We start from the raw sequence: 25,585 nt of genomic DNA on the forward strand, positions 1-25,585 counted from the left end.
TCTCTTTGATTATTGAAAATTGAGAATTGAAAATTGAACATTACCGGCCTGTGGAGTGATTCAGGCAACGACTCCACTATTCACTACCCAAGTGGGGCCTTTGTTTTGCAGCTTCGTTGGGAAACGGGATCAAGATTCATGAACCACAACAACCTGGGTGCTCCCTCCGGTGGACAGGGTGGCGGGCCGGATACTTTGGAGCGGATTCCGGTGACGGTGTTTGCCACGCCGGAGGAAGGAGCTATCGCCGCCGCCGCTGAAATTGCCACGCTCTTACGCCAACGGGCAGCCGAAGGGCGGATGTGCGTGCTCGGCCTCGCCACGGGCAGCACGATGCTCCCGGTGTATGGGGAGCTGCTCCGCCTGCACCGCGACGAGGGCCTCTCCTTCCGCAACGCCATCACCTTCAACCTCGACGAATACTTCCCGATCAATGGGGCGGCGTACCAGAGCTACCGGCAATTCATGCAGCGGCATTTATTCTCGCATGTCGACATCGACCCCGCCAACGTGCATATTCCCGATGGCTCGCTGCCGAAGGAAGCGGTGCGTGCGGCCTGCGCGGCATACGAGGAAGCCATTGCCGCGGCGGGCGGCATCGACCTGCAATTGCTCGGGATCGGGCACAATGGGCATATCGGATTTAACGAGCCAGGCTCCGGTTTGCATACACGGACGCGTCTCGTGAACCTCGAGCCCGGCACCCGCCTCGCCAACGCCTACGAGTTTGCCAACCCCGGGCAGGTGCCGCGCCTGGCCATCAGCATGGGGCTCAGCACGATCCTGCAGGCCCGGCGGATACTCCTCCTGGCCTGGGGCCCGGGAAAGGCCCGCATCGTGCGCGCCGCCGTGGAAGGGCAGCCTGCCGAATCGGTGCCGGCATCGCTGCTCCAGCAACATCCCGATTGCCGCTTTTTGGTGGATGCGCCCGCGGCCGCCGAGCTCACACGGATCCGTGCGCCCTGGCTCGCCGGCGAGGTCGACTGGACAGCCGCAACGGTGCGCCGCGCCGTTGTTCGCCTCGCGCTCGAGCGCGACAAGCCCGTGCTGTGGCTGGGCAACAAGGATTATACAGAGGGCGGCCTCGGCGATCTCCTTGCCGATCGAGGCGATGCCTATGCCATCAACCTCGAAGTGTATTACGCGCTCCGCGACAGCATCACCGGCTGGCCCGGCGGGCGACCCGACGCCGGCCCAAGGCACCCCGAGCGGCCTCAGCCCTGGCCGAAGCGCGTGCTGCTCTTCTCGCCGCATCCCGACGACGACATCATCTCCATGGGCGGCACTTTTCGTCGCCTTCACGAGCAGGGACATACGGTGCACGTTGCCTACCAGACATCGGGCAATATTGCCGTTACCGACGAGTTCCTTGTGCGGCACCTCGACTTTGCCGCCGGCTTCGAAGCGATCGCCGCCAGCGACAACGAGGGCACGCGCTCCGTACTGGCGGACGTGCAGGCCTACCTCGCGCAAAAGGGCCCGCACGACCTCGACTCCGAGCTGATCCGCTCACTGAAAGGCCTCGTACGCCGCGGTGAGGCACGGGCCACCTGCCGCTATGTGGGGATTCCGCCGGGGCAGGTTCACTTCCTCAATTTGCCCTTTTACGAAACGGGAACCATCGAAAAGAACCCGATGGGACCTGCCGACGTTGCGTTAACAAAAAAATTATTGCAACAGGTGGAGCCCCAGCAGGTGTTCGCCGCCGGTGACCTTGCCGACCCGCACGGCACCCACAAGGTTTGCCTCGATGTTGTGCTGCAAAGCCTCCGGGAACTAAAAGAAGAAGGCGCGGCCTGGATCGCCGATTGCCGCCTCTGGCTTTACAAAGGAGCCTGGCAGGAGTGGGATGTAGAGGATATCGACATGGCGGTGCCTATGAGCCCGGGGCAGGTGCTGGAGAAGCGCCATGGCATTTTCATGCACCAGTCGCAGAAAGATATTGTGCCGTTCCAGGGCGACGACGCCCGTGAATTCTGGCAGCGCGCCGAGGAGCGCAATGCGCATACCGCCGACACCTATGCCCGCCTCGGCCTCACCCGCTATGCCGCGATCGAGGCATTCAAGCGCTGGCAGTTCTGACCGGCACCCGATTTGCGGCTGGAAAGAAAAAACAATTATGAAAAAATGGATTCTCCTGGCCGGCATCCTGTTTACCGTGACGGCCGGCGCCGAGGCGCAGGTCAAGACGAAGCAAACAACGACAACCAGCACCAGTGAAAGCGGCACCAAGACAAAGGTGAAGCCGAAGACCACCGTGGGCGACAAAGCCTACAATGCCGTGCACCGCAAGAAAAAGCGCAGCCACGGAATGAAGACGAAAACCACTTCGGAGACAACGATCCGGAAGGACGAATGACTCCGAACCCGCTAAGGGCCTGACTTTAAAGGCGCTAGCGGGATCCTTTTCAAAATTTTCCAAAATTTTTTTAGGGCGGCCTTTGTTTTTTTAGCATCGGCCGCCCTATATTTGCACTCCCAATCGGGAATGGCTGCGTAGCTCAATTGAATAGAGCATCTGACTACGGATCAGAAGGTTTCAGGTTTGAATCCTGACGCGGTCACAGAAAGAGAGAGTCCTGCTGAAAAGCGGGACTTTTTTATTGTTCTAAATCAAGCAGTTACGTATTAGACAATTTAGATCCCACACTTCACCTTCCCGAGTTGGTTCTGTGATTGAATAGTATTCAGGCAATTCAAGGATAACCTTACCTTTTTGCCTGGTGCGGATGATTCCCGCCTATGAGGAAACGGAATAACGAGATCTAAGGCAATACAGGTCTAATTGATAGTGTTTTGTACTTCCTTGACCACTATGGTAGTTCTTTGCTGAAGGAGGATTGCTCATAATCCATTCGACAATCCACCAGATCCACAGGCCAGTTTAATGATGGTGGATGGCATCGTTTATCGCCTTACGTAAAGCAATTTCGTTAGCATATCTTATGGCGCCACGTTCAGTGATGGCATCAGCAATGGCGGCAATAGCGTTGGCATGGCTTACGGAATCCCGGTAAAGGTCGAATTGACGCTGGAGTGAAAAATTGGCCCCTACCAATTCATTCTTTTCCTTGTCGAACTTGATGCATCCTTTATCAAAGCCCAGATCGTACATTTTCCAAAATGCTGCTGCAAGGATTGGAAGGCCTAGTCCAACCGCCCAAAACATAAAGGCTCGGGATACCGTGTAGCATTTTTCGACTGGCTGTTGTGGATTAGTGTTGGCAGTGCCGGCGTGTACGTGATTTACTGTCGTGGAGTTCGTGGATGTGGTGTTATTCGTAGTGTTCATCTTGCCGCAAATGTAGCCGTACTCTGGCGAGGTGACCGGCAATTGAAGCGTTAGAAAATCAACATTTATGCACGTTTATGCGCGCAACCCCGGCCCAATTAATTCGGGTGCAATCCATCGCCTAACCTCTACATTTGCGCCCCTTTTCAAAAAGACATTCCATGAAATGTATTGTTGGTCAGGACGTACATTAGGCTTATGGAAAAGCCTTACATCATATTGCAAGCGTCACATGCGCACGAACTGGAAAGGGAAGTGAACGAACACATCAAACAAGGGTTCAAGGTTAAAGGCGGTGTGACAGCAAAAGAGGATTTTTTGTTCCAAGCCATGTTGTATCCTGACCAATCAACTGGGAAGGGAAACCATTCCGATTTTGAAGCAAATAGACCGGACCACACCATTTAGGAACGGTAAACCTGCGTTCCATCCCATAACCAGTTTTGCTGCCTGGCCCTCCATAATGATGTTTCAACTCCAACTGCGTTGCAATGGAACACAATGCCTTATTGGCTATTTGTCCTATCTTGTCTAGCAACACTACCAGAAACGCTAAACATGAGTCCGTCCAAAATATATTACGTCGAAGATGACATCGATGACGCGCAGCTGCTCAGTGAGGTATTTGCCGGCAAGGGCTACGAGATCCGCGTGTTTCCCGACCCGGTGGAGCTCTTTCACCAGTTGCATGCCGACGAGATCCTCCCGACGTTGATCATCCTGGACATGAACCTGCCGAAAATGACGGGCTCCGAAGCGCTCAAGCTCCTGAGCCAGGAACCGAAGTTTCACCGCATACCGGTGGCGATCCTTTCCACCAATCCCAGGCAGGGCTCCTTTATCGACGAGAAGCAACTCTATTTCATGAAGCCCGCGCAATTCAACGACTATGATGCGATCGTGGCGCGGATGCTCGCTTATGCGCGCCCGGCTCCGGGCAGCTGACCTTTTCAAAACAAGAAAGCCTCCTGCTTGCGCGGGAGGCTTTGCTATGTCGTTTCGCTGGATCAGTTCACCGGCTGGCCGCCACCATGGAAGGAAGCGGAACCGGGCGTGTACGAATCTTCCACGCTCAGATCAACGATAAGGAAGGTTACCGTGAACACACCATTCGCACGGGTCCATACGGCGTTGACCAGGATCTGGCCGTTCGCTGCATACTGTGCCTGGAGAGCCGCGTAGGCATCCCGAACATTCGGGGGTACATTGATCGTTGCAACAGTTGTTGCGTGTGCGAACAATTCCGTGCTGCCGGTGAAGCCTGTCGTGAGCAGAATACCTGCCAGTAGGATCTTTTTCATAAGGGACGGTTTTTGGTTGAATAAACGGATTACTTAGCCAAAATAGATTTCCCGCTCAACAATAACAATAGGAAAAGTACTATTTCGGGAAACTTCCGCCAGGAAAAATAGGGTGCTAATGGAGAACCTATACCGCCACCTAAGTAGGCTTCTCCCTTTCGTCGGAATGGGCCGCTGTAGTGCTTTATACCGGGGAGCTTTTTTGACAAACTACGGTTGCCGGTAACCGTTACCATAGTCCTTTCCGGGCGCCTTCAGCAGCACCGGCACCTTCGCAGCTGTTTTCGACCTGATATGCCGCGTTTTTTTGTCCTTCGTGAGCCGGTACTCATCACCGCTGTCGTCGGCATTGAGCTCAAAATGAAAGCGGCTCCGTCCCGGTGCGAACGTGAACCGGTCGTGGCCATGAAAGGCCCAGAGGCGCAGCAGGCGGGTATCGGAGCGAACGAACTGGCGGTCGTACAGGAGCCGCCCGCGCGCGCCATCCTTCAGGGCAAATACCTGCACCCGCGCTGTATCCCCCGTGCCGGTGACGACGAATTCCTCGTCCTTATCGCTGCCGTAGATATCCACGTAACCCGACAGGAAACGGTAGTACCGGAGCCCGTGCTTGCGCAGGTCGTCGCGGCGGCCCTTCAGCTGGGCCAGCAGGCGCTCGCCGTTGCGGGCATAGATCTCCGGGGGAAGCGCTTTCACGGAGGCCTCAAGAACGGAGTCGGACAGGGCCGATTGCATGCTCTCGAGAATGCCGGTCCATTGCTGCCGGTCGAGGTCGCTCAGGAAATACCGGTCGAAGGGCCAGCTTTTGAAGGTGATGCCGCGCCAGTTGCTGATGTCGCCTTCGTAGGAAACGAGGTACTTGAGAATGGTCGCCTGGAAAAAGCGCGGCAGCACGCCGTTGCTGAAAAAGAAGGCCTGGTCGCGGTCGCGCGGAAGTGCGGTAACCAGGTTGCCCGGCCGATCGGCCCAGCGCCACTGCCCGGCGTGGCGGTCCCAGTCGCCGATGAACAGGTCGAGCAGGCGCGCCCGCAGGATCGACGGCGCATCGGGACGCACGGTGCCTTTGTCGACAAGCCGCTCGAGCACCTTCTCGGAATTCTGCGTTTTGCTTTCACCGGCCTCGCGCTCCTCGAGGAGGCAGACGGTGCCGGCAAAGCGCTCGCGGAATTCGCCAAAGGCGGTATCGTCGGGAACGTAATAAAATACAGGATCGGCGCCGCTGACACCGAGGGCGCGCGACAGCGGTGCAACCACAAGCGGCGCGTAGGGATGCGAGCCCGATACCTGCTGCTGCACGAGGCTGAGGATAAATGTTTTCGCCAGGATGGGCGGCAGCGCTTTCGTTACTTCCTTCTCAACGGTGCGGAGCACCCAGGTATGTCCCTGTGCGTCGCTCAGCTGCAGGGAGAGCGTCTGGTTGCCTCCGCCGAGCTCCTTTACGCGGAAGCCCTGGGCGCGCAGGTGAAACACGGGTAGCTTCACCGGTGTTTCCCACAGCTCGCGGTAATTGTTGCCCAGCAAAATGCGGTTGATGATACCGGGACGCTCGTATTGCAGGCTCGCCGGCACGCGCACCGAATCGCCCTGCGCCCCCGCCGCGGCGGGCAGCAACGCTCCCATCAAGCCAATCCTGATTGTCTTCCAAAGCCGCTCGATCACCTTGGTTCCCAGCACGTACATAGCCATTTGAAGGATTGACTTTGCAAATCCCGTACTAGCCCCATCCGTGGCGGCGGCGCCCGAAAATGCCGTACTATTGCCCTTCAGTGACCCGCACATGAAAATCGCGCTCTGGACCATCGGCAAAGCACACGAGCCCTACGTAAAGGCCGGCGTGGAGGAGTTTACCAAACGTCTCAACCGTTACTTCAACGCCGAGTGGCAGGTGATCCCTGTGCCGAAAGGCGTTGCGCTGCTCCCGGAACCCGAGCAGAAAAAACGGGAGGGTGAATTGCTGCTGTCGATGCTCAAGCCCGACGATTACCTCGTTGCGCTCGACGAGCGCGGCAAGAGCCTGCCCTCCGAAGGGCTTGCGGCATTCCTGCAGCAGCGGGCCACCGAGAGTGCCCGGCAGGTCGTGTTTCTCATCGGCGGCGCCTTCGGTCTCGACGCGCCCGTGCTGAAGCGCGCGCAGCTGCAGTGGTCGCTCTCGTCGCTCACCTTCCCGCACCAGCTCGTGCGGCTGATCCTTGCCGAGCAGCTGTACCGGGCCTGCACCATCCTTCGCAACGAAAAATACCACCACAAGTAAGCCATGGAATCTTTTGTCGATTATATCGCCACCGTTGTCCTTATTGCCGTTACCGTGCTGATCAGCATCGCTGCCTTCCAGAAAGAGCAGTTGCTCGAAGACCTTATTTTCTACCCGCCGGCGGTGCAGCGCGGACAGTGGTACCGCTTTTTCTCCTGCGGCTTTATCCACGCCGACTTCTTTCACCTGGCCTTCAACATGTACGCGCTTTATGGCTTCGGGCGTTTCCTGGAGATCGCTTTTGCGCAGATCTTCCCCGGCTACGGGCGCATCCTTTATACCGCGCTTTACCTGCTGGCGCTGCCGGTATGCCTGCTTCCCACCTACCGCCGCAACCGCGACAATTACCATTACCGGAGCCTTGGTGCCTCGGGTGCCGTGAGCGCCGTCATCTTTGCCGCGATCATGCTGATCCCAACGGCCAAGATCGGGCTCATCTTCCTGCCCAAAATGCCCGGATTCATTTTCGGTCCGCTCTACCTGCTCATCTCCACCTACCTCGATCGCCGCGGCGGGGGCAACATCAACCACTCGGCCCATATCTGGGGCGCCCTGTTCGGGATCGCCTTTATCATCATCGCCTGCCAGCTCGGCGACTATCCCCTGCTCACGAATTTTGCGTCGGAGGTGAAGGGCTACCGGATGCTGCCGTAGGAGCCAGCCGCAGCTGGAGGATCGTGCGCGTAGCCCCTGTTACTTTGAAGCGGTCGTCGATGCGGAACCCGGCGATCCAGATGATCTTTTTGTGCGACTCCACTACCCACAGCCGGTCGCGCAGCATGCGCGGCACCTTGCTGTCGATGAAGAAGCGCGCCAGCTTTTTCTTCTTGCGCATTCCCAGCGGGTAGAAATAGTCGCCGGCTTTCCAGCGCCGCACAACGAGCGGGTACTGGATGTGACGCGCATCGAGCAAGGCAACCGCGGGATCGTTCGGGATAACAGCCGGCGGCGCCGGGAGCGTGTCGACCGAAAGGAGATGGTCGTCCAGCAGCAGACCCTCCTCTCCCTTTGACAGTATATATACGGTATCGGCTCCTCCCTGCAAGGGCGCGAAAAGAAGCCACGCACCGTAGCGCAGCGCGCGGTGCGTGGCTGAGTCGATAAATCGGCCGGGCTCGCTTTCGAGCAGTCGCCGCAGGCCTTCCGTTTGCCCGGTTGTAAACCCGAAGGGACGGGCCAGCTCGTAGAGCACCGTTTGCAGCGGTGTCGCGGCCAGCAGCTTGCGGAGCGGCACGCGCGTGATTCCATCCTTCACCTCTACGAGCTTGTGTAGCTGCGCATCGATCGCCGCGCGGTATAGCTGCTCCGCTTCGCGGAAACGCTCGATGTTACCGGTCAGGTTTTGCCGCAGCTGCGGGTAGATCGTTTCGAGTAGCGGCAGCAGTTGCTGGCGCAGCGCGTTGCGGGTGTATTTGGTGGAGGCGTTGGAGGAGTCTTCGCGCCAGCGGATACTGTGCGCTTCGGCCCAGGCACGGATCTCGTCGCGGCCGGCAAAAAGCAGCGGGCGGACGACGCGGCCGTTCTGTGGCGGGATACCCTGGAGGCCTGCGATGCCGGTGCCGCGGAAGAAATGGTGCAGCAGCGTTTCGATGCTGTCGTCGCGGTGGTGGGCGGTGAGGATTCGTGAATCGTGAATCGTGAATCGTGAATCGTGCGGCCCTTCCTGGTGCAGCAATTCGTCAAACCAACGGTACCGCAACTCGCGGGCGGCAACCTGGATGGATACTTTATTCGTTTCGGCATACGCGTTCGTATCGAAGCGCTTTTCGAAATAAGGAACGTGTAAAGTCGTTGCAAGCTCCCGCACAAAGGCAGCATCGCCGTCGCTTTCGGCGCCGCGTAACTGAAAGTTGCAATGGGCAATGGCAAAGTCGAAGCCGGCCTCCCTGCAGAGATGGGCCAACACAACCGAGTCTAGGCCGCCACTCACGGCCACGATACAGCGCTTATTAACCAGGTCCCAGTGTTGTTGCCCGATATAGTTCCGAAAGCCGCTTAGTAAATCCACAGGTACAGTTTTAGGACGATGCTCATTCACGATTGACGATTGACGATTCACGACTACATCGTCAGCTCCTCGTACGCCGAACGGAGCTCCGAAAAAGCATGATTGTCGCCGGCTGCTTTGGCCTGCCGCATGCCCGCTTCATACACCGCGATGGCGGCGTTTTCGTCACCGATCCGCTCAAGCAGCTTCGCCAGGTGGTAGTAGCTTCCGACGTAGCCGGGCTCGCGGGCCAGCAAGCCCTCGAAAAGGCCGCGGGCCGTGGCGTCGTCGCCGGTTTTTATGTATTCGAGGGCCAGCGCATGCTCCAGGAAAGAGTCGTTGGGCTGGCTGTGTAAAAGCTCCTTGATACGCGCGATCCGGTCCATCACAAAATTGATTTTGGCAGGGGCGAAAGCTTATATTTGCATGCCGGATGGTTGCTTATGCAACCTTTGGCTTTTCACCTTATTAAACCTGTTTGTTATTATGAAAATCTTGGTGTGTATCAGTAAGACGCCAGATACCACGGCAAAAATAGCCTTCACGGACAACAACACGAAATTCGCCGATGCCGGTGTGCAGTGGATTATCAATCCGACCGACGAATGGTATGCCCTGGTGCGCGCTATCGAGCTCAAGGAAGCCGATCCCGCATCGACCATCCACCTCGTGACCGTAGGCGCTGCCGATGCCGAGCCCATCATCCGCAAAGCGCTGGCCCTCGGGGGCGACGAAGCGATCCGCATCAACGTGGAGCCCGTCGATTCCTACCAGGTTGCCACCGCCATTGCCGAAGTGGCCAAAGAAGGCGGTTACGACCTCATCCTCACCGGTAAAGAAACCATCGACTATAACAACGGCGCCGTTGGCGGCATGCTCGCCGAGCTGCTCGACCTTCCTTACGTAGCGCTTGCCACAGGCCTGCAGCTTTCCGGCGGCACGGCCACCATCAAGCGCGAGATCGAAGGCGGCGAAGAAACCCTCGAAGGATCGCTGCCCCTGGTGATCTCCTGCCAGAAGGGAATGGCCGAAGCCCGCATCCCCAACATGCGCGGTATCATGGCTGCCCGCACAAAGCCCCTCAAGGTTGTCGAAAGCAGCGCACAGCCCCTCACGCAGGCTGCCTCGTACGGACTGCCGCCGGCAAAAGCAGGCGTCAAGCTGGTCCCCGCCGACAACGTCGACGAGCTTATCCGCATGCTCCACGAAGACGCACGCGTTATCTGATCTCAGAAGTCAGATCTCAGATCTGAGATCCGAGATCTGAGATTTCATCAACCGATCCCCTGAATTCAAAGATTTACACATCATGAGTGTTTTGGTTTTTATCGATCATATCGACGGACATATCAAGAAGGCTTCGCTGGAGGCCGCATCCTACGCATCGAAGATCGCGCAGCAGAGCGGCACGAATGCCGAGGCCGTAGTACTCGGCGCGCCCGCCGACCTCGCTTCGCTGGGTAAGTACGGCATCAGCAAAGTGCACCAGGTGCAGAACGAGGCCTTGAGCGGTCTCGACGCACAGGTTTATACCGCTGTCATCGCGCAGGTTGCCGAAAGCACCGGCGCCGACATCATCGTCTTCTCCAACAACAGCAGCGGCAAGGCCATCGCCCCCCGCCTCTCGGTACGCCTCAAAGCCGGCCTCGTGTCGGGTGCCACGGCGCTTCCCGAAACGGGTTCCGGATTTACCGTACGCAAAAACGTGTTTTCCGGTAAGGCCTATGCGAACGTTTCAGTAACAACCGCCCGCAAGGTGATCGCCCTCAACCCCAACGCTTTCGCCATTTCCGAAGGAGAAGGCAGCGCCGAGGTTGTTGCTGCCAATGTAACTGTCGGCACGCCGAAACTGAAGGTGACCGGCTCTACCAAGACCAGCGGAAAAGTTGCCCTCGCCGAAGCCGATGTGGTGGTGAGCGCAGGCCGCGGACTGAAAGGCCCCGAGAACTGGAAGATGGTGGAAGACCTCGCCGACCTGCTCGGTGCCGCGCTTGCCTGCAGCCGCCCCGTGGCCGATGCACACTGGCGCCCGCACAACGAGCACGTAGGTCAGACCGGCGTGGCCATCGCCCCCAACCTCTACATTGCCATCGGTATTTCCGGCGCCATCCAGCACCTGGCCGGCGTCAACCGCAGCAAGACGATCGTGGTGGTCAACAAGGATCCCGAAGCACCCTTCTTCAAGGCAGCTGATTACGGAATTGTCGGCGATGCGTTCGAGGTGGTTCCGAAGATGATCGAAGCAGTGAAGAAATACAAGGGTGCCTGAGTAAGCTCAACACCAGTGCCATAGCCCCTGCTATGGCATTTTTCTTGTTTAATTTGTAGGTTTGTACGTAGTCTAAGTCTTAGAAACCGGATATGAAGAAAATCGAACTGGAAATTGTGGCGTTGTCGCATAGCATTACCCAAACCCATTCGTATGCCGTTGTGCTCGGCGAAGTGGGCGGTCTTCGGCGCCTACCGATCGTGATCGGAGGCTTTGAGGCCCAGGCGATCGCCGTGGCGCTCGAAAAGATGCAGCCAAGCCGGCCCCTCACCCACGACCTCATGAAGAATTTCATGAATGCCTTCAATATCGAGCTCCACGAGATCATCATCTCCGACCTGCAGGAAGGCATTTTTTATTCGAAGCTGGTCTGCACATCGGACAACGACACCATCGAGATCGATTCGCGAACCTCCGATGCACTGGCCCTCGCCGTTCGCTTCGGATGCCCGGTATATACCTACGAGCATATCCTCGACAGCGCCGGCATCATGATGGAAGACAGCAGCAGCACGAAGCGCCGCAAGTCGTCTGGCAGCGCCGAAGAAGAAGAGGAAGAAGAAACCACGTCCACCACTACTTCTTCTGAAGACCTCCGCTCCCTCTCCCTCGACGATCTCAACACCCTTCTTGGCGAAGTGCTGGAGCAGGAAGACTATATCCGCGCCATCGCGATCCGCGACGAGATCAACAACCGGAAGAAGCGTAAATAAGTTTGTGGTTTGTAGTTGCTGGTTTGTAGTTGGCTAACGCCGGCCACTTGTTATCGCGCATCGCGAAACCACAAACTACAAACTACCAACTACAAACAATCCCTTTGCTCGTTTTCCCCAACTGTAAAATCAACCTGGGCCTGCAGGTGCGCCGCAAGCGCGCCGATGGCTTCCACGACCTGGAAACGTTGTTCTACCCCGTGCCGGTGCAGGAGGCGCTCGAGGTGCTGCAGGCGGAAGGAAAGGGCGTGCTGCACTTTACCAGCAGCGGCAACCGCGTAACGGCGCGGCCCGAGCAAAACATCTGCGTCAAGGCCTACGAGTTGCTGCGGCAGCGATTCCCTTCGCTCCCATCGGTTCGGCTGCACCTGCACAAGCTGCTCCCCAGCGGCGCCGGTCTGGGTGCCGGGTCGGCCGACGGAGCCTTTGCCCTGGCCGCGCTCAACCAGAAATTGCAGCTGGGTCTCGGCAACGACGAACTCGCGGCCCTTGCGCTGCAGCTGGGTTCCGATTGCCCCTTCTTCATATACAACAGGCCGGCCTTCGCCCGCGGCCGCGGCGATCTGCTCGAACCCCTCTCCCTAAGCCTGTCAGGATACACCTTGCTGCTGGTCCACCCCGGTGTAGCGGTGCCAACCGCAGAAGCCTTCCGGCACGTGCGCCCCGACGATGAGCGGCCCTCGCTCCGCGCTTTGGTCAGCGAGCCGGTAGACCGCTGGCAGGACCTGCTCCAAAACGACTTCGAAGCCTCTGTGTTTGCGGCCTTTCCGGTCGTTGCGCAACTGAAAGAAAAAATCCGTTCGCTTGGCGCCGTCTATACCGCCATGTCGGGCAGCGGCTCAACTGTGTACGGCCTTTTTGCGGCCGGAACGCTTCCCTCAAAGCCCGGCTTTCCGGATGGCTACTTCGTGCGCACGGTGCCGCTGTAGCAACTACGGCAAAAAGCGCCTACATTTGTTCCGCATGCATCCCGCAACCCGTCATATCCTCCAGGGCAACCTCGACCTGCTCAACCACTAACGGGTCTCCCGCCGTCCGCTGCTCCTATTTTCTCAGGGATAGCAGCCTTTCCGACATCCATTACTCATCTCTCATTACTTATTTATGGCAACGAAGACGACGCGGGTCAGCGACCCCAATTATTATATGCAGCTGGAGCAGCAATACGGCGCTCACAATTACCACCCGCTACCGGTAGTGCTCGAGCGCGGACTCGGCGTACATGTGTGGGACGTGCAGGGCAAGCAATACTATGACTTCCTGAGCGGCTATTCGGCCGTGAACCAGGGGCACTGCCATCCACGGATCATCGAGGCGCTGGTAACCCAGGCGCAGAAGCTGACGCTCACGAGCCGCGCCTTTTACAGCAACCTGCTCGGCGAGTACGAGCAGTACATCACGCGCTACTTCGGCTACCAGAAGGTGCTGCCGATGAACAGCGGCGTTGAGGCGGTTGAAACGGCCATCAAGCTCGCACGACGCTGGGGCTACCGCGTGAAGGGCATCGCCGAGGGCGCCGCCAAGATCATTGTGTGCTCGGGCAACTTCCACGGCCGTACTTCTACGGTCATCTCCTTCAGCAGCGACCCATCTGCCTACCGCGACTTCGGCCCCTATATGCCCGGCTTTGTGCAGGTGCCCTACAATGATGCCGATGCGCTCGCGAAAGCCTTGCAGGACGAAACCGTGGCCGGCTTCCTTGTAGAGCCGATCCAGGGTGAGGCCGGTGTGCTTGTGCCCGACGAAGGCTACCTGCGCCGCGTGCGCGAGCTGTGCAGCGCCGCCAACGTGCTCCTTATTGCCGATGAAATTCAAACGGGTCTCGGCCGCACGGGACAGCTGCTTGCCATCGACCACGAGGAAGTGCGCGCCGACATCCTTGTTCTTGGCAAAGCCCTCAGCGGCGGCGTGCTGCCCGTGAGCGCGGTACTGGCCGACGACCCGGTGATGCTGACCATCGCACCAGGCGAGCACGGTTCCACCTACGGCGGCAACCCGCTTGCCTGCGCCGTCGCCATGGCCGCCCTGGACGTGCTGCGCGACGAAGACCTCGCCACGAACGCCGAGGAGCAGGGCGCTTATTTCCGCCAGCAGCTCCGCTACCTGCAATCGCCCCTGGTGAAGCTTGTGCGCGGCAAGGGCCTCCTCAACGCCATCGTGATCCAGCACCCCGACAAGGAAGCCGCCTGGCAGCTTTGCCTGCGGATGATGGAAAACGGCATCCTTGCCAAGCCGACCCACGGCGACAAGATCCGCCTTGCACCGCCACTCGTGATCAGCCGCGCCCAGATCGACGACTGCGTGGACCGCATCGGGAAGAGCCTCGCGGCAATGGGCGAAGCTTCGTGAATCGTGAATCGTCAATCGTGAAAGGCTGACGCCTGCAATGAAAAACGGATGCCTTTGGCATCCGTTTTTTCTGCGCTTGCGCATTGACGATTGACGATTCACGATTCACGTACCGAATGCCGACCTTTACACAAACGATCCCATGGACACACATCTCCACCACACCGAGCAACACATGGAAAGCAGTGATGTCATCAAAGACATCGTAATTGGCATGAGTGATGGCCTGACCGTTCCCTTTGCGTTGGCGGCCGGCCTCAGCGGCGCGGTGCACGACGCGCGGATCGTGGTGATCGCCGGTATTGCCGAGATCGCTGCGGGCTCCATCGCGATGGGTCTTGGTGGCTACCTGGCGGGTCGCACGGAAGCCGATCACTACGAGAACGAGCGTCGCCGCGAGTACTACGAGGTGGAGCACCTGCGTCACCGCGAGGTGCAGGAAACAAAGGATTTCTTCGCAGGGCTTGGTCTCAGCGAAGACCTGCAGGAGCGGGCCACGGCGGAGATCGCAGCCGATACCGACCGCTGGGTCGACTTCATGATGCGTTTTGAGCTCGGGCTCGAGCAACCCGATCCCAAGCGGGCCCGCCAGTCGGCCTTCAACATCGGGATTAGTTATGTTGTCGGCGGCCTCGTACCGCTCTCCCCTTATTTCTTTGTGCAGGAGCCGGTCAACGGGCTCAAGATCTCCGTACTGGTAACCCTTATCTGCCTGTTTCTCTTTGGCTGGGTGAAGAGCAAGCTGACGGGTGTGCCGCCCTTCAGCGGCGCATTGCGTGTGCTGATGATCGGTGCGCTGGCCGCCGCCGCCGCCTTCGGCATTGCAAAGCTACTCGGCGCCTGACCGTATTTCTACAGCAAGAGCAAATGCGCTATGCAATAACAAAGGCCTCCCAAAAGGGAGGCCTTTTACTGTAACCCAATTTTTCTTTAGAGCTTGATCACCTGCTTTTGCAGGGCAGCTCCTGTGCGGGCGTTGACCAGCTGGAGCAGGTAGATGCCGGGGCGCACCGTGGACAGGTCGATCGTGGTGCTTGCACCGCTGAACGACTGGAGGCGCGTGGCGGGCGCACCCTGGGCGTCGAGGAGCTGTACCGAGAAGGGACCTGCGTCGCTGCCGCTGTAGCGAACCGTCAGCTGGGTGCTGGCGGGGTTGGGGCTCAGCTGCACGCTGGCCGCCGGCGACAGGCGGGCCGTGGCATCGCCGCCTGCAGCCGTGCCACCCGACTGGGTGATCGGCGGGCAGAAGTTCACCGAGATACGGAACCCAATGGCCTTGCCGACGCAGCTGTTCGAGCCGGCCAGCGGCGTTACCTTGATGTAGGCATACTGTACGCCCGGGCCTGCGTTGACCGTGGTAAAGGAAGGCAGGCTTGTGCCGGTGCCCGAGGCAGCCAGCCCGACGGAGGTATTGTCGTTGGTCCAGGAGAAGTTGGTCGCCGTACCGCTGAAGGCGATGGGCGCCGTTACGGTACCGTTGCAATACACCTGGTTGGCGATGCCGTTGACCGTAGCCATCGGCTTGATGGTAATATTGGTAGTAGCCGTCGGCGAGCAGCCACCCGAGGCGCCCACCGTGTAGGTCACCGTGTACGTTCCGGCAGTAGAGGCCGCGAGGTTAACAGTACCCGTGACTGCATCGATGGAGAGACCTGCGGGCGAAGCCGAGAAGGTGCCGCCCGTTGAACCCGTGCGGGTAACCATGGCAGGGCCTGCCTGGCAATAGGGCGAGCCGGCATAGTTGATCGTGCCTGCCGAAGGCGAAACAGCGATGCTGAAGCTGGCAGCCGTGCCCGCGCAACCGTTGGCGTAGGGAACGACATTGACCGTTGCGGTCTGCAGCGCACCCGTATTGTTCACCGCGGTGAATGACGGGATGTTGTTGGTGCCGGCAGGGATAAGGCCGATCGATGTGTTGTTGTTGGTCCAGCTGTAGGTCGTGCTGGCCAGGGCGCCGGTGAACGAAACAGGAGCCGTGGCCGAGCCGGCGCAGAGGGTCTGGCTGCTGATTGCGTTGACGGTCGGGCGCGGGTTGACGGTCATGCGGAACGACAGGATCTTGGCGGTGCAGCCTGTGCCGCCTACCGGGAGAACGCTGATCGTAGCATACTGCGGCGTGACACCGGCGTTGACGGCGGTGAACGACGGGATGTTGCCCGTGCCGGAGGATCCGAGGCCGATGCTGTTGTTGCTGTTGGCCCAGTTGTAGGTGATACCGGCAGGTCCGCTGAAGTTAATCGGGGCGGTGCTGCTTCCGGCGCACAATACCGGGTTGCCGATCGAAGAGGCATCGAAGAGCGACGTGGGGCGGATAGACACCTGCGTGCTCGAAGAGGAGGCGCAGGCCGTGCCGCCGGCGAAGCTGTAGGTCACGGTGTAGGTGCCGGCAGCCGAGGCGGCGATGTCGATGGCGCCGGTAGCGGCGTCGATCGAAAGGCCTGCGGGCGAAGCCGTGAAGGTGCCGCCGTTGGTGCCGCTGAAGAACACGCTGGCCGTACCCGTAGAAGTACAATAGGGCGAGCCGGGATACGAAAGCGTTGCGGAACCTGACTGATCGATCGTGATGCCGGCGCTGGCGTTGCTGAACGTAGCGGGGTTGCTGTTGACCACGCGCACTTTATAGGTGCCGGCGGCCGTACCCTGCGGGATCGTGGCGCTGATGGGCGAGCCGTTGGCGGCAACGCTGATGATGTTGCTGGTAGTGTTGCTCGGGAAGTTACCCGAGGCATCGGACAGCTGTACGTAGAACGAGCCGCTGTAGCTGCCCACGGGGCTGAAGCCCACCGTAAGGCTGTTGTCGGAGCCGTTGCAGAAGCTGTTGCCCGAGATCGTGTTGAGCGTAATGCTGCGCGGGTTGATGGTGAAGGTCTGCGTGTTGGAAGCATTCACGGCACCCGTGGTGGTTACGCCAACAGTAGCAGTACCTGCCGTAGCGACCAGCGAGGGGTTCACCGACGCGGTAAGAACCGAGCTGCTGACATACGTGGTCGTGAGCGGCGTGCCGTTCCAGGTGATGACCGAGCGGCCACCGTTCTGGAAGTTCGAGCCGTTCACCGTAAGGGTGAAAGCGGCATCACCGGCATAACCCGAGGAAGGGCTCAGCGAGGTCGTTGTGGGATCGGCAAAGTAGCCGGCGAGGCGGATGTCGTCGAGGCGGATATCACCGGCTCCGTCTTTCGTAAAGCGGATACGCAGGTTGCTCGTCGAGGGGATTGTGCCCGAAGCAACGATCGGCGTCCAGGTCGACGTGACCGTCGGGTAGCTAAAGGTCAGCGGGGTCCAGGTTGTACCGTTGCTGCTTACTTCGAGTACCATCGTGGCCACCGTGTTGCTGCGGTACATACCGAAGCTCAGTACGGGGTTCTGGTAATTGGTCGTATTAATGTTGGAGATAACGAGGTCACGCTGTACCGCGCCGCCTTGTCCCATAAAGAAATTCACAACTGCAGATGCATTCGCATAGCCTCCGGAAGGAGTGGTATTGCGTACATCCGTGCTATTGGCGGTAGTGGAGCTGAAGCTGAGCCCAACGCCGTTCGAATAGCCCGAATAGCTGCCAACCACGGTACCGCCCGTGGCGAGCGTGCCGCCGGTTTCCAGGAACACAACGGCTTGCGCAGGAGCGACACTGCTGATCGTGGCGGCGTTGCTCTGTACGTTGCCGCAAGGCGCGTTGCCGCTGACCTGAAGGCGGTATTGATAGCCGGCCATGGAAGCCGTAAGGCTGTTGATAGCGAGATAGCTCGTCGTGCCGTAGGTAGTGGCGTAGGGTGCGCTGTTGGCTACTGCCGACCAGTTGGCGCCAGCATCGGTGGAAACCTGCCAGGTGCGGCCGTTCGTAGCGGCGCCGGTAGACGTAGCCATGAACGTAGCGCCGCCCGAAATATAGCCGGTAACCGAAACCGGCTGCTGGGTGATGGAGGGCGCAGCGATGATGTTGGCACTGTTAACAATCACCGAACTCGAGGTCGTCGACCAGCAACCGGTGCTGCTGTTGAACGCGCGGAGGTAGTAGGTGCCGCTGAAGAAGGCGGTATAGGCCGTTGTGGCTACCGAGTCGGTTTGGGTACCGCTGCTGCGGAGGCCCTGCCAGTAGTACACAACGGGAGCGCCCGGATCAGCAATAGCGTTGAGTGTGGCCGAGCCGCAACCATTCGACACGGTCGGTGTCGGCGGTGCGGGGGTCGTGTTCACGGTCATCGTTACCTGGTCGGAAACGCCGTTCGTCGTAACACAGGAGATCGAGGAAGTCATGGTCACCTTGACGACGTCGCCGTTGGCCAGCGCGGCATCGGTGTAGCTGTTGCTGTTGCTACCGACGGTCGTGCCGTTCTTGGTCCATACATAGGTTGGCGTGCCGCCGTTGACGGGCGTGGCCGTGAAGGTGGCCGAGGTGCCGGAGCAAATTGTCGTGCCGGGTGCGCTGCTGATGCTTACCGAAGGCGTGACGGCAGCTACGACAGCTACGTTGGAGCCGTTGTCGGAGCCGTAGAATTCCGGGTTGTCGTTAAGCACGCGGAAGCGGTAGCCTGTACCAGCGGTATAGCCTGCCGGGATGGTCACCGGGATCGGCGAAGTGGCACCCGAGCCGATGATATTGCTGGTCGTGTTGTTCGGGAAAGCGCCGCTGGCGTCGGATACCTGCACTTTGAAGGTTCCGTTGAAGGTGCCGCCGGCAGTGAAGCTGACGTTGAACGTATTGTCAGAAGCGTTGCAATAGGAAGCGGCAAAGGAAGCCGGGTTCACCGAGAGACTGTTGCCATTCAAAGTTGTGCCGCTGCCGGAAGTGCTGTTGGCCGTTGTGGTTCCGCTGCTGTTGCGGGCGATGGCCTGGAAGCTGTAGGAGGTGTTGCCCGTAAGACCGGTCACGGTCTTTGTGCCCCAGGCAGCCATCGTAGCCCATGCTGCGCTGACACCCAGCGATCCGTTGGCCTGCACATACTGGCCGGAGTTCGTTTCGATGATGGCGTATTCGGTACCAGCAGGGTTGGCATCGCTGTTCAGCGCTACGTCGAGCGTGGTGATCGTGGGGTTGTTAACACTGGGCGCTGCGGGCGTTGCAGCGGGCGATACAAAGGTCGCATCGTTGCCGGTAGCGGAACCGCCAGCATTGCTCGCGCTAACATTGAAATGGTAGGTTACGTTCGGATCGAGGCCGGAGATAGCGGCCGACACAGGCGTGTTGCTGCTGCCACTCACCGGGCTTTGCGAAGCGGCGACCGAGGTGCCGTAGGCATTTGTAAGACCGTAGTTGAAGGTAACGGTAGTGGAGGCCGTAGCGGCATTCACCGTGCCGTTCAGTGTTACCGAGCTGCTGCCATTGGTCAGCGATGCGGCACCGGTCGTTGCAGAAGGCTGTGTAGATACCGTGAGGGTCTGTGTGTTCGACACAGTAGCGGCACCGTTAGTGCTGACACCAATATTAACCGTCCCACCCGATGCGATGGCGCCGGCGGGAATAGTTGCCGTCAGTTGGGTGCTGCTAACAAAAGTTGTGGTAGCTGCAGTACCACCATACGTTACAACAGAAGAAGCAGTGCCCGACGGAAGATTGCTGCTGTTTGCGCTTCCCTTGATGAAGTTTGTGCCATTGACCGTAATGGTGAAGGCACTTCCACCAGCAGTCACAGTATTCGGAGAGATGCCGGTAGTTGTCGGTGATGCGGGGATACCGGTCAGCTTCACGTCATCAAAACGATACTGCGCGGTGGTTGTACTATTTCGAAAACGGATCGACAATGAACTTGTCGAAGGAATCGTTCCAGTCGGAGTGTAATAATTCCAAGTTGAATTCCCTGACTGTGTGAAAGTGAGGGGCGTGTAGTTAGTGCCATCCGAACTTACTTCAACAACGATTCCACCGGCAGCAGTCACATTCTTGAGCATTCCAAAAGAAAGTGTCAAAGACGAAAATGCCGATGTATTGATTCCGGAAATTACAAATGTGAACCCCGCCGATGTATTGGTGAGGAAGGCGTTGCCGCCCCCAGAGGCTCCGGCATAAGCGGTAGATGCAGATGTCGTTCTTATTTCTCCTGTTCCGGAGAAAGTCAGACCAGTGTTTTGGAAGCCGGTACTTGCACCAATGTTTGTTGTAGCCGTGGTACCCATGTTCTCCGAAAAGATCGTCTGCGTCGTCTGCGCGCCGGCTACTGCGGCCGTCAATGCGGCGCTCACGGCGAGGAATAGCCGGCGCAGGCCGTTCTTCCGGAACCGGGTTCTGGTTGTGCTGTGTGTGACCACTGTAGGGGTCGCTGACAGAAATGACTGTGTCATATCGGTTTTGGTTTTTTACGTTTTAATGTGCGGAGTGAATTGCGGCGACCGCCGCAGGGAGTCCACAGGGTTCGGTTCAGCAGGGGAAATTGGATGGTGCAGTCTGGTTAGTAACGGGGGCAAATCTAGTGGCCCCAGGGCAAGCAAAATCGTTGGAAAGGTTACCAAAATAAGAAATCGGGCCCATCCGGAAGAACATTGGGCATAAAATCTTTTGAAACGTGGATAACTCGCTGGCCTGCAGCCCACAACCGGTCCTGTCGCCGGTGCTCGCCGCAATTATTTTGATGAAGCGGGCAGGTCCTCGGGGGCGAGGAGCACGGTAAGGAGCATCAGAATGGTCAGCACCGGGAGCAGGTAGATTGCCGTTTGCTTGACCGGGCACTCCCCATAGGCGCAGGCGCCGATCAGCAGCAGGTTCTTGAAGGCCCAGGCGACGTTGAAGGCCTGGAAAAAGAGGTTGAGGCGGCGGCTCCAGATCCGCGGGATGAAGATCAGCGCCAGGAACAGCGCGCTGAAGATCAGGTGCAGCAGGCCCGGCTTGCCGTAGTTGGTCGGGCCCGGGTCCATCCCATACACCACGATCCCGCGCGAGGCGATGATCACCCAAGGCTGGAAGCAGGCGATAATCAGGGCAACAGCCGCAAGGGCACCGAGGTATTTGAGGAAGCGCATGGCGCGAAAATAAAGAGTTTGGAGTTTGGGGTTTGATGTTTGGAGTTTGGCCGGCCCGCTGAAGCTTTAGCGAAGGCGGGAGTTTGAGGTTTGGCTCTGCCCGCTGAAGCTTCAGCGATGGCGGGAGTTTGTAGTTTGTGGTTTGTAGTTGCGCGATGCGCGGCGGGAAGCTTTGGCTTAGGCTGGCGCACAAAGGCCCCGCTCCGCGGGGCCTTTGTCATGCTGAGCGAAGCGAAGCATCTGTGATTCCGCCATAAGCGACTGTCCGTACCTGTAATGAACGCTGCCGGCAAAAGGCACTCGCTTTGAAAGCTTGCGATGGCCTTGTTGCCGGCACCGATCCTTCGCTTCGCCCGCTACGACCAAAGGGCCGCGGAGCGGCCCTTTGCTACAAAAAAGGTTAACGTTACTTCTTGAATTTCTGCTGCAGCGAAGCGAGCTTGTCGGCGAAGGAGCCTTCCTCCTGCTTCGGTGCGGCGGGCTTCGGTGCGCGCTGGGGTTGCGGACGCTGCGACTGCGCGGGACGCCCCTCCCCTTTCTGCGGCGGCGCCGCGGTCTTCATCGTCAGGGCGATGCGCTTGCGCGGCACATCGACTTCCGTAACGGTCACCTGCACCTTCTGCCCCAGCTTCACTACCTGGTTGGGATCGCTCACGTAGCGGTTCGACAGCTGCGACACGTGCACGAGGCCGTCCTGCTTCACGCCGATGTCGACAAAGGCGCCGAAGGCCGTGATGTTGGTGACAAGACCCGGAACCTGCATCCCCACCTTTACATCCTCGATGCTCTTGATCGACTCCTCGAAGCGGAACTCCTCCACCGTGCCGCGCGGGTCGCGACCAGGTTTCTCGAGCTCTTTCAGGATGTCGTCGATCGTGTAGGTACCTGCCGTCTCACTGACATATTTCTTTTTGTCGATGCCCTTGCGGAGCTGCGATTGTTTGATCAGGTCTTCAAGCGTCGCCTGCAGGTCGGCGGCCATCTGCGCCACGAGGCCGTAGCGTTCCGGGTGCACCGACGAATTGTCGAGCGGATTTTCGGCACCGGGAATGCGGAGGAAGCCCGCGCACTGCTCGAAGGACTTCGGTCCCATCAGGGGCACTTTCTTCAGCTCCTCGCGGCTCCGGAAGGGACCGTTCTGGTTGCGGTAGGCCACGATGTTACCGGCCAGGGTTGTAGAAATACCGGACACGTACTGCAGCAGGTGCTTGGAGGCCGTATTCACATCGACACCCACGAAGTTCACGGCGCTTTCCACCACGCGGTCGAGGGCGCTTTTGAGCTTCACCGGGTTCACGTCGTGCTGGTACTGCCCCACGCCGATCGACTTGGGATCGATCTTCACGAGCTCGCTCAGCGGGTCGAGGAGGCGGCGGCCGATGGAGATGGCGCCGCGCACGGTGACGTCCTGGTCGGGAAATTCCTCGCGGGCCACTTCGGAAGCGGAGTAGATGGAGGCGCCGCTTTCGTTGACCTGGAAGATGCTCACCGGCTTTCCGAAGTCGATGCCGCGCACGAGGGCCTCGGTTTCGCGGCCGGCGGTTCCGTTGCCGATGCCGATGGCTTCGATATCATATTTCGCCACGAGCTTCTTCAGCTCGGTGACGGCATTGTCGGACTGGTGCAGGTAGATAACGGTATGGTACTGCAACGCGCCCTGTGCGTCGAGGCACACGGTCTTGCAGCCGGTGCGGTAGCCGGGGTCGAGGGCAAGCACGCGGCGTGAGCCCAGTGGTGAGGCGAGCAGCAGCTGGCGCAGGTTCTCGGTAAATACATTGATGGCATCCTCGTCAGCCTTGTTCTTGGAGAGGAGGCGGAATTCGTTTTCGATGGAGGGCTTCAGCAGGCGGTTGTAGCCGTCTTCCACGGCGCGCTTTACTTCGGACGCCGCGGGGTTCGATGCTTTGACAAACTGCTTTTCCAGTAGTTCTACGGCCGACGCTTTTTCCACCGCGAGGTCCATCAGGAGGTAGCCTTCTTTTTCGCCGCGGCGGATGGCCAGCAGGCGGTGCGAGGGGCATTTGGCGAGCGGCTCGTTGAAGTCGAAGTAATCACGGTACTTCTGCGCCTCGGGCTCTTCTTTCTTGCTTTCGAGCACACGGGCGGTCAGTGCGGCTTCCTTTTCAAAGAGCACGCGGATCTTGTTGCGGGCTTCGGCGTCTTCGCTCACGCGCTCGGCGATGATGTCGCGGGCGCCCTGCAGGGCCTCCTTCGTGTCTTTCACCTGCTCATTCACAAAGGCCTGCGCGGCGCCTTCCACGTCGAAGGATTCCTGGGCCAGGAGCCGGTCGGCGAGCGGCTCGAGGCCTTTCTCGATGGCCGCCACGGCGCGGGTTTTGCGCTTCGGCTTATAGGGCAGGTAGAGATCCTCGAGCTCATTGGCGCTATAGCATTCGTCGATCTTCTTTTGCAGTTCGGGTGTCAGCTTGCCCAGGTCGCCAATCGTTTTGAGCACGGTTTCCTTGCGCTTCGCCAGCTCGTTGAAATAGCCGATCTCTTCGACCACGTTGCCGATCACGACCTCGTCGAGACCGCCCGTTGCTTCCTTGCGGTAGCGGGCCATAAAGGGAATGGTAGCGCTTTCGGCGAGCAGGTTGTCGATGGCGGTCACCTGCTTCTCGGCCAGGCCCAGCTTGCCGGCAAGGTGGCGGAGGTATTTTGTTTCCATAGAATTTCCAGTGTTTTTCGGGGAGGGCAAAAGTAAGGTTCTTAAGGTTCTGAGGGTTCTTAAGGTTGAGGGTTGGCGGAAGGTTTTGGTGGGTTTTAAAAGGTATTGAAGGTTTTGAGAGGTTTGCCGACGCCGTTCGTCATTGCAAGGAAGAAGGCGCCGGGCGCCGGGTGACGAAGCAAGCCCTGGGAGGCCGCCTCCGCGGCCGCAGCGGAAACACGGGATTCACCTATAGGACCGTTATTGCGAGCCGAACGACGTTAAGCGAAGCAAGCCCCTGCAGGCTGGCGCTGATGCCGCCCGGGGCTGCGGGGGTAAACTTGGACGGGATTGCTTCGCTGCGCGCGCCATGACGGATCACAAACTTTTCTTTCCCGACCTCGCCAGAAAAAACCGTAAGAACCATAAGAACCATCAAAACGTCTCTACCGGTTCGTGCTAAACACCGACCGAACAGTCGTTGCCGCAACAACTGCGTCGGAGCGGTCGCCGAAGGCACGGAAGTAGACGAGGATCGTATACTGGTTGTCGGTCGCCCAGTTGTTGCCCTCGGTGGCGCTCATGTCGGCCGGATAGGTGCGCCCCCGGGGCACTGTTGTGTAGAGATAGTTGTAGTAGCCCTGCTTCAGCATCAGCTCGCCCTCGTACACGCCGCGCTCGGAGTTGAATTCCATGCGGCCGCGGCCATCCTGCATCCAGTCGCTCAGCTCGCCGAAGATGTACACGTCGCGGTCTTTGAAGGGCTCACCCGAGGGAGGGCGGAACGTGAAGTGTACGTTGCCGTACTCCGACTGCCAGAAGGGATTGATATTGTCCATCGCCTCGATCGTGTAGGCGCCGTTGTTGTCGCGGTACTGCACGCGGATCTTGCCCTCCCGCGGTGCATCGGGCTTCACAAACACTTGCGTGGTATCGCGCCGCGAGTTGATCCGCTCCACGCGCTCGCTCATAAGGCGAAGGCTGCGCAGGTCGAGCCAGCGCCACTCCATGCCGGCAGGGATCGCCGTGATCGACTCGTCGCTGTACTCGTAATAGTTGCCCCGGTAGATGGTCGGCTGCTTCATCTGGATCGACGTCACCCAGTTGTTATTCTGCAGAACAACCACGGTAAAGTCCTGCGGACCCATCAGGTTCAATTTGTTCTGGTCGGGTGTGATGCCGATATGCAGCTTGTGGTGCGTGCTGTAATACTGCGAATTGAACGGCTGCAGCAGCTGCGCGGCTACCTTCGCCTGGTTTTCGTACACCACGAAGCGTTTGGTAAACACGGCCTGCGCGGTATCACCGTTCAGGAATACGCGGAGCAGGTAGTTGCCCGAGCGCGAGGGCATGCAGTTGCGATCCGGAAGCACGGCCTGGTAGTGCGTGTAGCGCGACGAGGTGACCGACGACATGCGGTAGTTGCTGATGCGGTTGTTGGAGAATCCGCGGATATACTCGAAGCTGTGGAGGATGCTGGGTGTCCAGTCGGCGTCGCACAGCTCGTAAGAGTAATAGTAATTTTTCACGTCGGCGTCCATATCGTCGAAGTGCAGCTCCAGCGATTCCAGCGAGCCGAGGGGGATCATCGGGAAGGAGGTCTGGTCGCCGGTGCGGTAGAGCTGGATGGTCCGGATGTCAAAGGCAGAGCCACTCCCGGATCTCGGATCGCGGATCTCGGGTGTCGGATGTGCGGTGCGGGGAGTTGCCCACAAAGTGGTGGCAGACGAAAAAAGGACCAGGATGAGGGCGATGATACGGTTCATATGGAATGCTTCGTTAACGCGCGGCCGGTTATCTTTGGCGCGGTAGCCCCGGATAGACG

At 59.0% G+C, this 25,585-nt stretch carries 21 protein-coding genes and 1 tRNA gene; 13 read left to right on the forward strand and 9 right to left on the reverse strand.

Translation table 11 applies throughout. The features are described from left to right. Positions 1-138 precede the first annotated feature (138 nt). From ACYU7Z_RS05105 to ACYU7Z_RS05115, 3 genes are all read left to right on the forward strand, one after another. Positions 139-2,082 carry a 6-phosphogluconolactonase gene (locus ACYU7Z_RS05105; protein ID WP_460568044.1) on the forward strand — a complete coding sequence of 648 codons (1,944 nt, stop codon included), beginning with the start codon at positions 139-141 and terminating at the stop codon, positions 2,080-2,082. Between the two features lie 37 nt (positions 2,083-2,119). Beyond that, complete coding sequence (locus ACYU7Z_RS05110; protein WP_460568046.1) at positions 2,120-2,359, forward strand: hypothetical protein; 240 nt, start codon at positions 2,120-2,122, stop codon at positions 2,357-2,359. Positions 2,360-2,490: 131 nt separating this feature from the next. After that, positions 2,491-2,564, forward strand: a tRNA-Arg gene (locus ACYU7Z_RS05115). 320 nt (positions 2,565-2,884) lie between these two features. On the opposite strand, the gene ACYU7Z_RS05120 is transcribed toward ACYU7Z_RS05115, so the two are convergent. After that, a complete protein-coding gene (locus ACYU7Z_RS05120; protein WP_460568048.1) occupies positions 2,885-3,292 on the reverse strand; it encodes a hypothetical protein in 408 nt (135 codons plus the stop codon). A 198-nt stretch (positions 3,293-3,490) separates the two neighbouring features. Here ACYU7Z_RS05120 and ACYU7Z_RS05125 point away from each other — a divergent pair, with 198 nt between their 5' ends. Both ACYU7Z_RS05125 and ACYU7Z_RS05130 read left to right on the forward strand, forming a co-directional pair. Continuing rightward, positions 3,491-3,700 carry a hypothetical protein gene (locus tag ACYU7Z_RS05125; RefSeq protein WP_460568050.1) on the forward strand — a complete coding sequence of 70 codons (210 nt, stop codon included), beginning with the start codon at positions 3,491-3,493 and terminating at the stop codon, positions 3,698-3,700. 150 nt (positions 3,701-3,850) lie between these two features. After that, a complete protein-coding gene (locus ACYU7Z_RS05130; protein WP_460568052.1) occupies positions 3,851-4,237 on the forward strand; it encodes a response regulator in 387 nt (128 codons plus the stop codon). 62 nt (positions 4,238-4,299) lie between these two features. Here ACYU7Z_RS05130 and ACYU7Z_RS05135 read toward each other — a convergent pair whose 3' ends face one another. Both ACYU7Z_RS05135 and ACYU7Z_RS05140 read right to left on the reverse strand, forming a co-directional pair. After that, positions 4,300-4,593, reverse strand: a complete 294-nt coding sequence (locus ACYU7Z_RS05135; RefSeq protein WP_460568054.1) for a hypothetical protein — start codon at positions 4,591-4,593, stop codon at positions 4,300-4,302. 210 nt (positions 4,594-4,803) lie between these two features. Beyond that, positions 4,804-6,273, reverse strand: coding sequence for a hypothetical protein (locus ACYU7Z_RS05140; RefSeq protein WP_460568056.1), 1,470 nt, complete (start codon positions 6,271-6,273; stop codon positions 4,804-4,806). 97 nt (positions 6,274-6,370) lie between these two features. On the opposite strand from ACYU7Z_RS05140, the gene ACYU7Z_RS05145 reads away from it, so the two are divergent. Together ACYU7Z_RS05145 and ACYU7Z_RS05150 are read left to right on the forward strand one after the other, a co-directional pair. Next, positions 6,371-6,844: a 23S rRNA (pseudouridine(1915)-N(3))-methyltransferase RlmH gene (locus ACYU7Z_RS05145; protein WP_460568058.1), complete on the forward strand. Its 474-nt coding sequence runs from the start codon at positions 6,371-6,373 to the stop codon at positions 6,842-6,844. A gap of 3 nt (positions 6,845-6,847) precedes the next feature. After that, the gene (locus ACYU7Z_RS05150) at positions 6,848-7,498 is read left to right on the forward strand and encodes a rhomboid family intramembrane serine protease (protein ID WP_460568060.1); all 651 of its coding nucleotides are present in this window, start codon (positions 6,848-6,850) and stop codon (positions 7,496-7,498) included. Here ACYU7Z_RS05150 and tilS read toward each other — a convergent pair. After that, entirely contained in the window at positions 7,452-8,852 is a 1,401-nt protein-coding gene (gene tilS, locus ACYU7Z_RS05155; RefSeq protein WP_460568062.1) for a tRNA lysidine(34) synthetase, read from the reverse strand. The genes ACYU7Z_RS05150 and tilS overlap by 47 nt on opposite strands. Before the next feature lie 53 nt (positions 8,853-8,905). Beyond that, the gene (locus tag ACYU7Z_RS05160; RefSeq protein ID WP_460569140.1) at positions 8,906-9,217 is read right to left on the reverse strand and encodes a tetratricopeptide repeat protein; all 312 of its coding nucleotides are present in this window, start codon (positions 9,215-9,217) and stop codon (positions 8,906-8,908) included. 100 nt (positions 9,218-9,317) lie between these two features. On the opposite strand from ACYU7Z_RS05160, the gene ACYU7Z_RS05165 reads away from it, so the two are divergent. The 6 genes from ACYU7Z_RS05165 to ACYU7Z_RS05190 all read left to right on the forward strand — a co-directional run bounded on the left by ACYU7Z_RS05165 (position 9,318) and on the right by ACYU7Z_RS05190 (position 15,006). After that, complete coding sequence (locus ACYU7Z_RS05165) at positions 9,318-10,058, forward strand: electron transfer flavoprotein subunit beta/FixA family protein (protein WP_460568064.1); 741 nt, start codon at positions 9,318-9,320, stop codon at positions 10,056-10,058. Positions 10,059-10,140: 82 nt separating this feature from the next. Continuing rightward, positions 10,141-11,100 (forward strand): electron transfer flavoprotein subunit alpha/FixB family protein, encoded by a 960-nt coding sequence (locus ACYU7Z_RS05170; RefSeq protein WP_460568066.1) that lies wholly within the window; start codon positions 10,141-10,143, stop codon positions 11,098-11,100. A 92-nt stretch (positions 11,101-11,192) separates the two neighbouring features. Beyond that, on the forward strand, positions 11,193-11,813 hold the full coding sequence (locus ACYU7Z_RS05175) for a bifunctional nuclease family protein (RefSeq protein ID WP_460568068.1): 621 nt from the start codon (positions 11,193-11,195) through the stop codon (positions 11,811-11,813). Between the two features lie 104 nt (positions 11,814-11,917). Beyond that, positions 11,918-12,742 carry a 4-(cytidine 5'-diphospho)-2-C-methyl-D-erythritol kinase gene (ispE, locus tag ACYU7Z_RS05180; RefSeq protein WP_460568070.1) on the forward strand — a complete coding sequence of 275 codons (825 nt, stop codon included), beginning with the start codon at positions 11,918-11,920 and terminating at the stop codon, positions 12,740-12,742. Between the two features lie 175 nt (positions 12,743-12,917). Next, positions 12,918-14,162, forward strand: coding sequence for an ornithine aminotransferase (gene rocD, locus ACYU7Z_RS05185; RefSeq protein WP_460568072.1), 1,245 nt, complete (start codon positions 12,918-12,920; stop codon positions 14,160-14,162). A gap of 142 nt (positions 14,163-14,304) precedes the next feature. Then, entirely contained in the window at positions 14,305-15,006 is a 702-nt protein-coding gene (locus tag ACYU7Z_RS05190) for a VIT1/CCC1 transporter family protein (protein ID WP_460568074.1), read from the forward strand. An 86-nt stretch (positions 15,007-15,092) separates the two neighbouring features. Here the strand turns inward: ACYU7Z_RS05190 and ACYU7Z_RS05195 are convergent, their stop codons facing one another. The 4 genes from ACYU7Z_RS05195 to ACYU7Z_RS05210 form a co-directional block, all read right to left on the reverse strand. Then, a complete protein-coding gene (locus ACYU7Z_RS05195; RefSeq protein ID WP_460568076.1) occupies positions 15,093-19,847 on the reverse strand; it encodes a beta strand repeat-containing protein in 4,755 nt (1,584 codons plus the stop codon). An 870-nt stretch (positions 19,848-20,717) separates the two neighbouring features. Continuing rightward, positions 20,718-21,113 carry a hypothetical protein gene (locus tag ACYU7Z_RS05200; RefSeq protein ID WP_460568078.1) on the reverse strand — a complete coding sequence of 132 codons (396 nt, stop codon included), beginning with the start codon at positions 21,111-21,113 and terminating at the stop codon, positions 20,718-20,720. Positions 21,114-21,519: 406 nt separating this feature from the next. Next, a complete protein-coding gene (locus tag ACYU7Z_RS05205) occupies positions 21,520-23,781 on the reverse strand; it encodes a Tex family protein (protein ID WP_460568080.1) in 2,262 nt (753 codons plus the stop codon). Between the two features lie 425 nt (positions 23,782-24,206). Continuing rightward, positions 24,207-25,526 (reverse strand): DUF5103 domain-containing protein, encoded by a 1,320-nt coding sequence (locus tag ACYU7Z_RS05210; RefSeq protein ID WP_460568082.1) that lies wholly within the window; start codon positions 25,524-25,526, stop codon positions 24,207-24,209. Positions 25,527-25,585 lie beyond the last annotated feature (59 nt).

The sequence above is a fragment of the Flaviaestuariibacter terrae genome, from assembly GCF_054777635.1.

Coding starts and splice junctions, on each gene's coding strand:
- ACYU7Z_RS05170 (WP_460568066.1), top strand. CDS start 10,141: ATGAGTGTTTTGGTTTTTATCGATCATATCGACGGACATATCAAGAAG.
- ACYU7Z_RS05110 (WP_460568046.1), top strand. CDS start 2,120: ATGAAAAAATGGATTCTCCTGGCCGGCATCCTGTTTACCGTGACGGCC.
- ACYU7Z_RS05145 (WP_460568058.1), top strand. CDS start 6,371: ATGAAAATCGCGCTCTGGACCATCGGCAAAGCACACGAGCCCTACGTA.
- ACYU7Z_RS05105 (WP_460568044.1), top strand. CDS start 139: ATGAACCACAACAACCTGGGTGCTCCCTCCGGTGGACAGGGTGGCGGG.
- ACYU7Z_RS05200 (WP_460568078.1), bottom strand. CDS start 21,113: ATGCGCTTCCTCAAATACCTCGGTGCCCTTGCGGCTGTTGCCCTGATT.
- ACYU7Z_RS05165 (WP_460568064.1), top strand. CDS start 9,318: ATGAAAATCTTGGTGTGTATCAGTAAGACGCCAGATACCACGGCAAAA.
- ACYU7Z_RS05210 (WP_460568082.1), bottom strand. CDS start 25,526: ATGAACCGTATCATCGCCCTCATCCTGGTCCTTTTTTCGTCTGCCACC.
- ACYU7Z_RS05140 (WP_460568056.1), bottom strand. CDS start 6,273: ATGTACGTGCTGGGAACCAAGGTGATCGAGCGGCTTTGGAAGACAATC.
- ACYU7Z_RS05150 (WP_460568060.1), top strand. CDS start 6,848: ATGGAATCTTTTGTCGATTATATCGCCACCGTTGTCCTTATTGCCGTT.
- ACYU7Z_RS05125 (WP_460568050.1), top strand. CDS start 3,491: ATGGAAAAGCCTTACATCATATTGCAAGCGTCACATGCGCACGAACTG.
- ACYU7Z_RS05205 (WP_460568080.1), bottom strand. CDS start 23,781: ATGGAAACAAAATACCTCCGCCACCTTGCCGGCAAGCTGGGCCTGGCC.
- ACYU7Z_RS05120 (WP_460568048.1), bottom strand. CDS start 3,292: ATGAACACTACGAATAACACCACATCCACGAACTCCACGACAGTAAAT.
- ACYU7Z_RS05130 (WP_460568052.1), top strand. CDS start 3,851: ATGAGTCCGTCCAAAATATATTACGTCGAAGATGACATCGATGACGCG.
- ACYU7Z_RS05190 (WP_460568074.1), top strand. CDS start 14,305: ATGGACACACATCTCCACCACACCGAGCAACACATGGAAAGCAGTGAT.
- ACYU7Z_RS05135 (WP_460568054.1), bottom strand. CDS start 4,593: ATGAAAAAGATCCTACTGGCAGGTATTCTGCTCACGACAGGCTTCACC.
- rocD (WP_460568072.1), top strand. CDS start 12,918: ATGGCAACGAAGACGACGCGGGTCAGCGACCCCAATTATTATATGCAG.
- ACYU7Z_RS05175 (WP_460568068.1), top strand. CDS start 11,193: ATGAAGAAAATCGAACTGGAAATTGTGGCGTTGTCGCATAGCATTACC.
- ACYU7Z_RS05160 (WP_460569140.1), bottom strand. CDS start 9,217: ATGGACCGGATCGCGCGTATCAAGGAGCTTTTACACAGCCAGCCCAAC.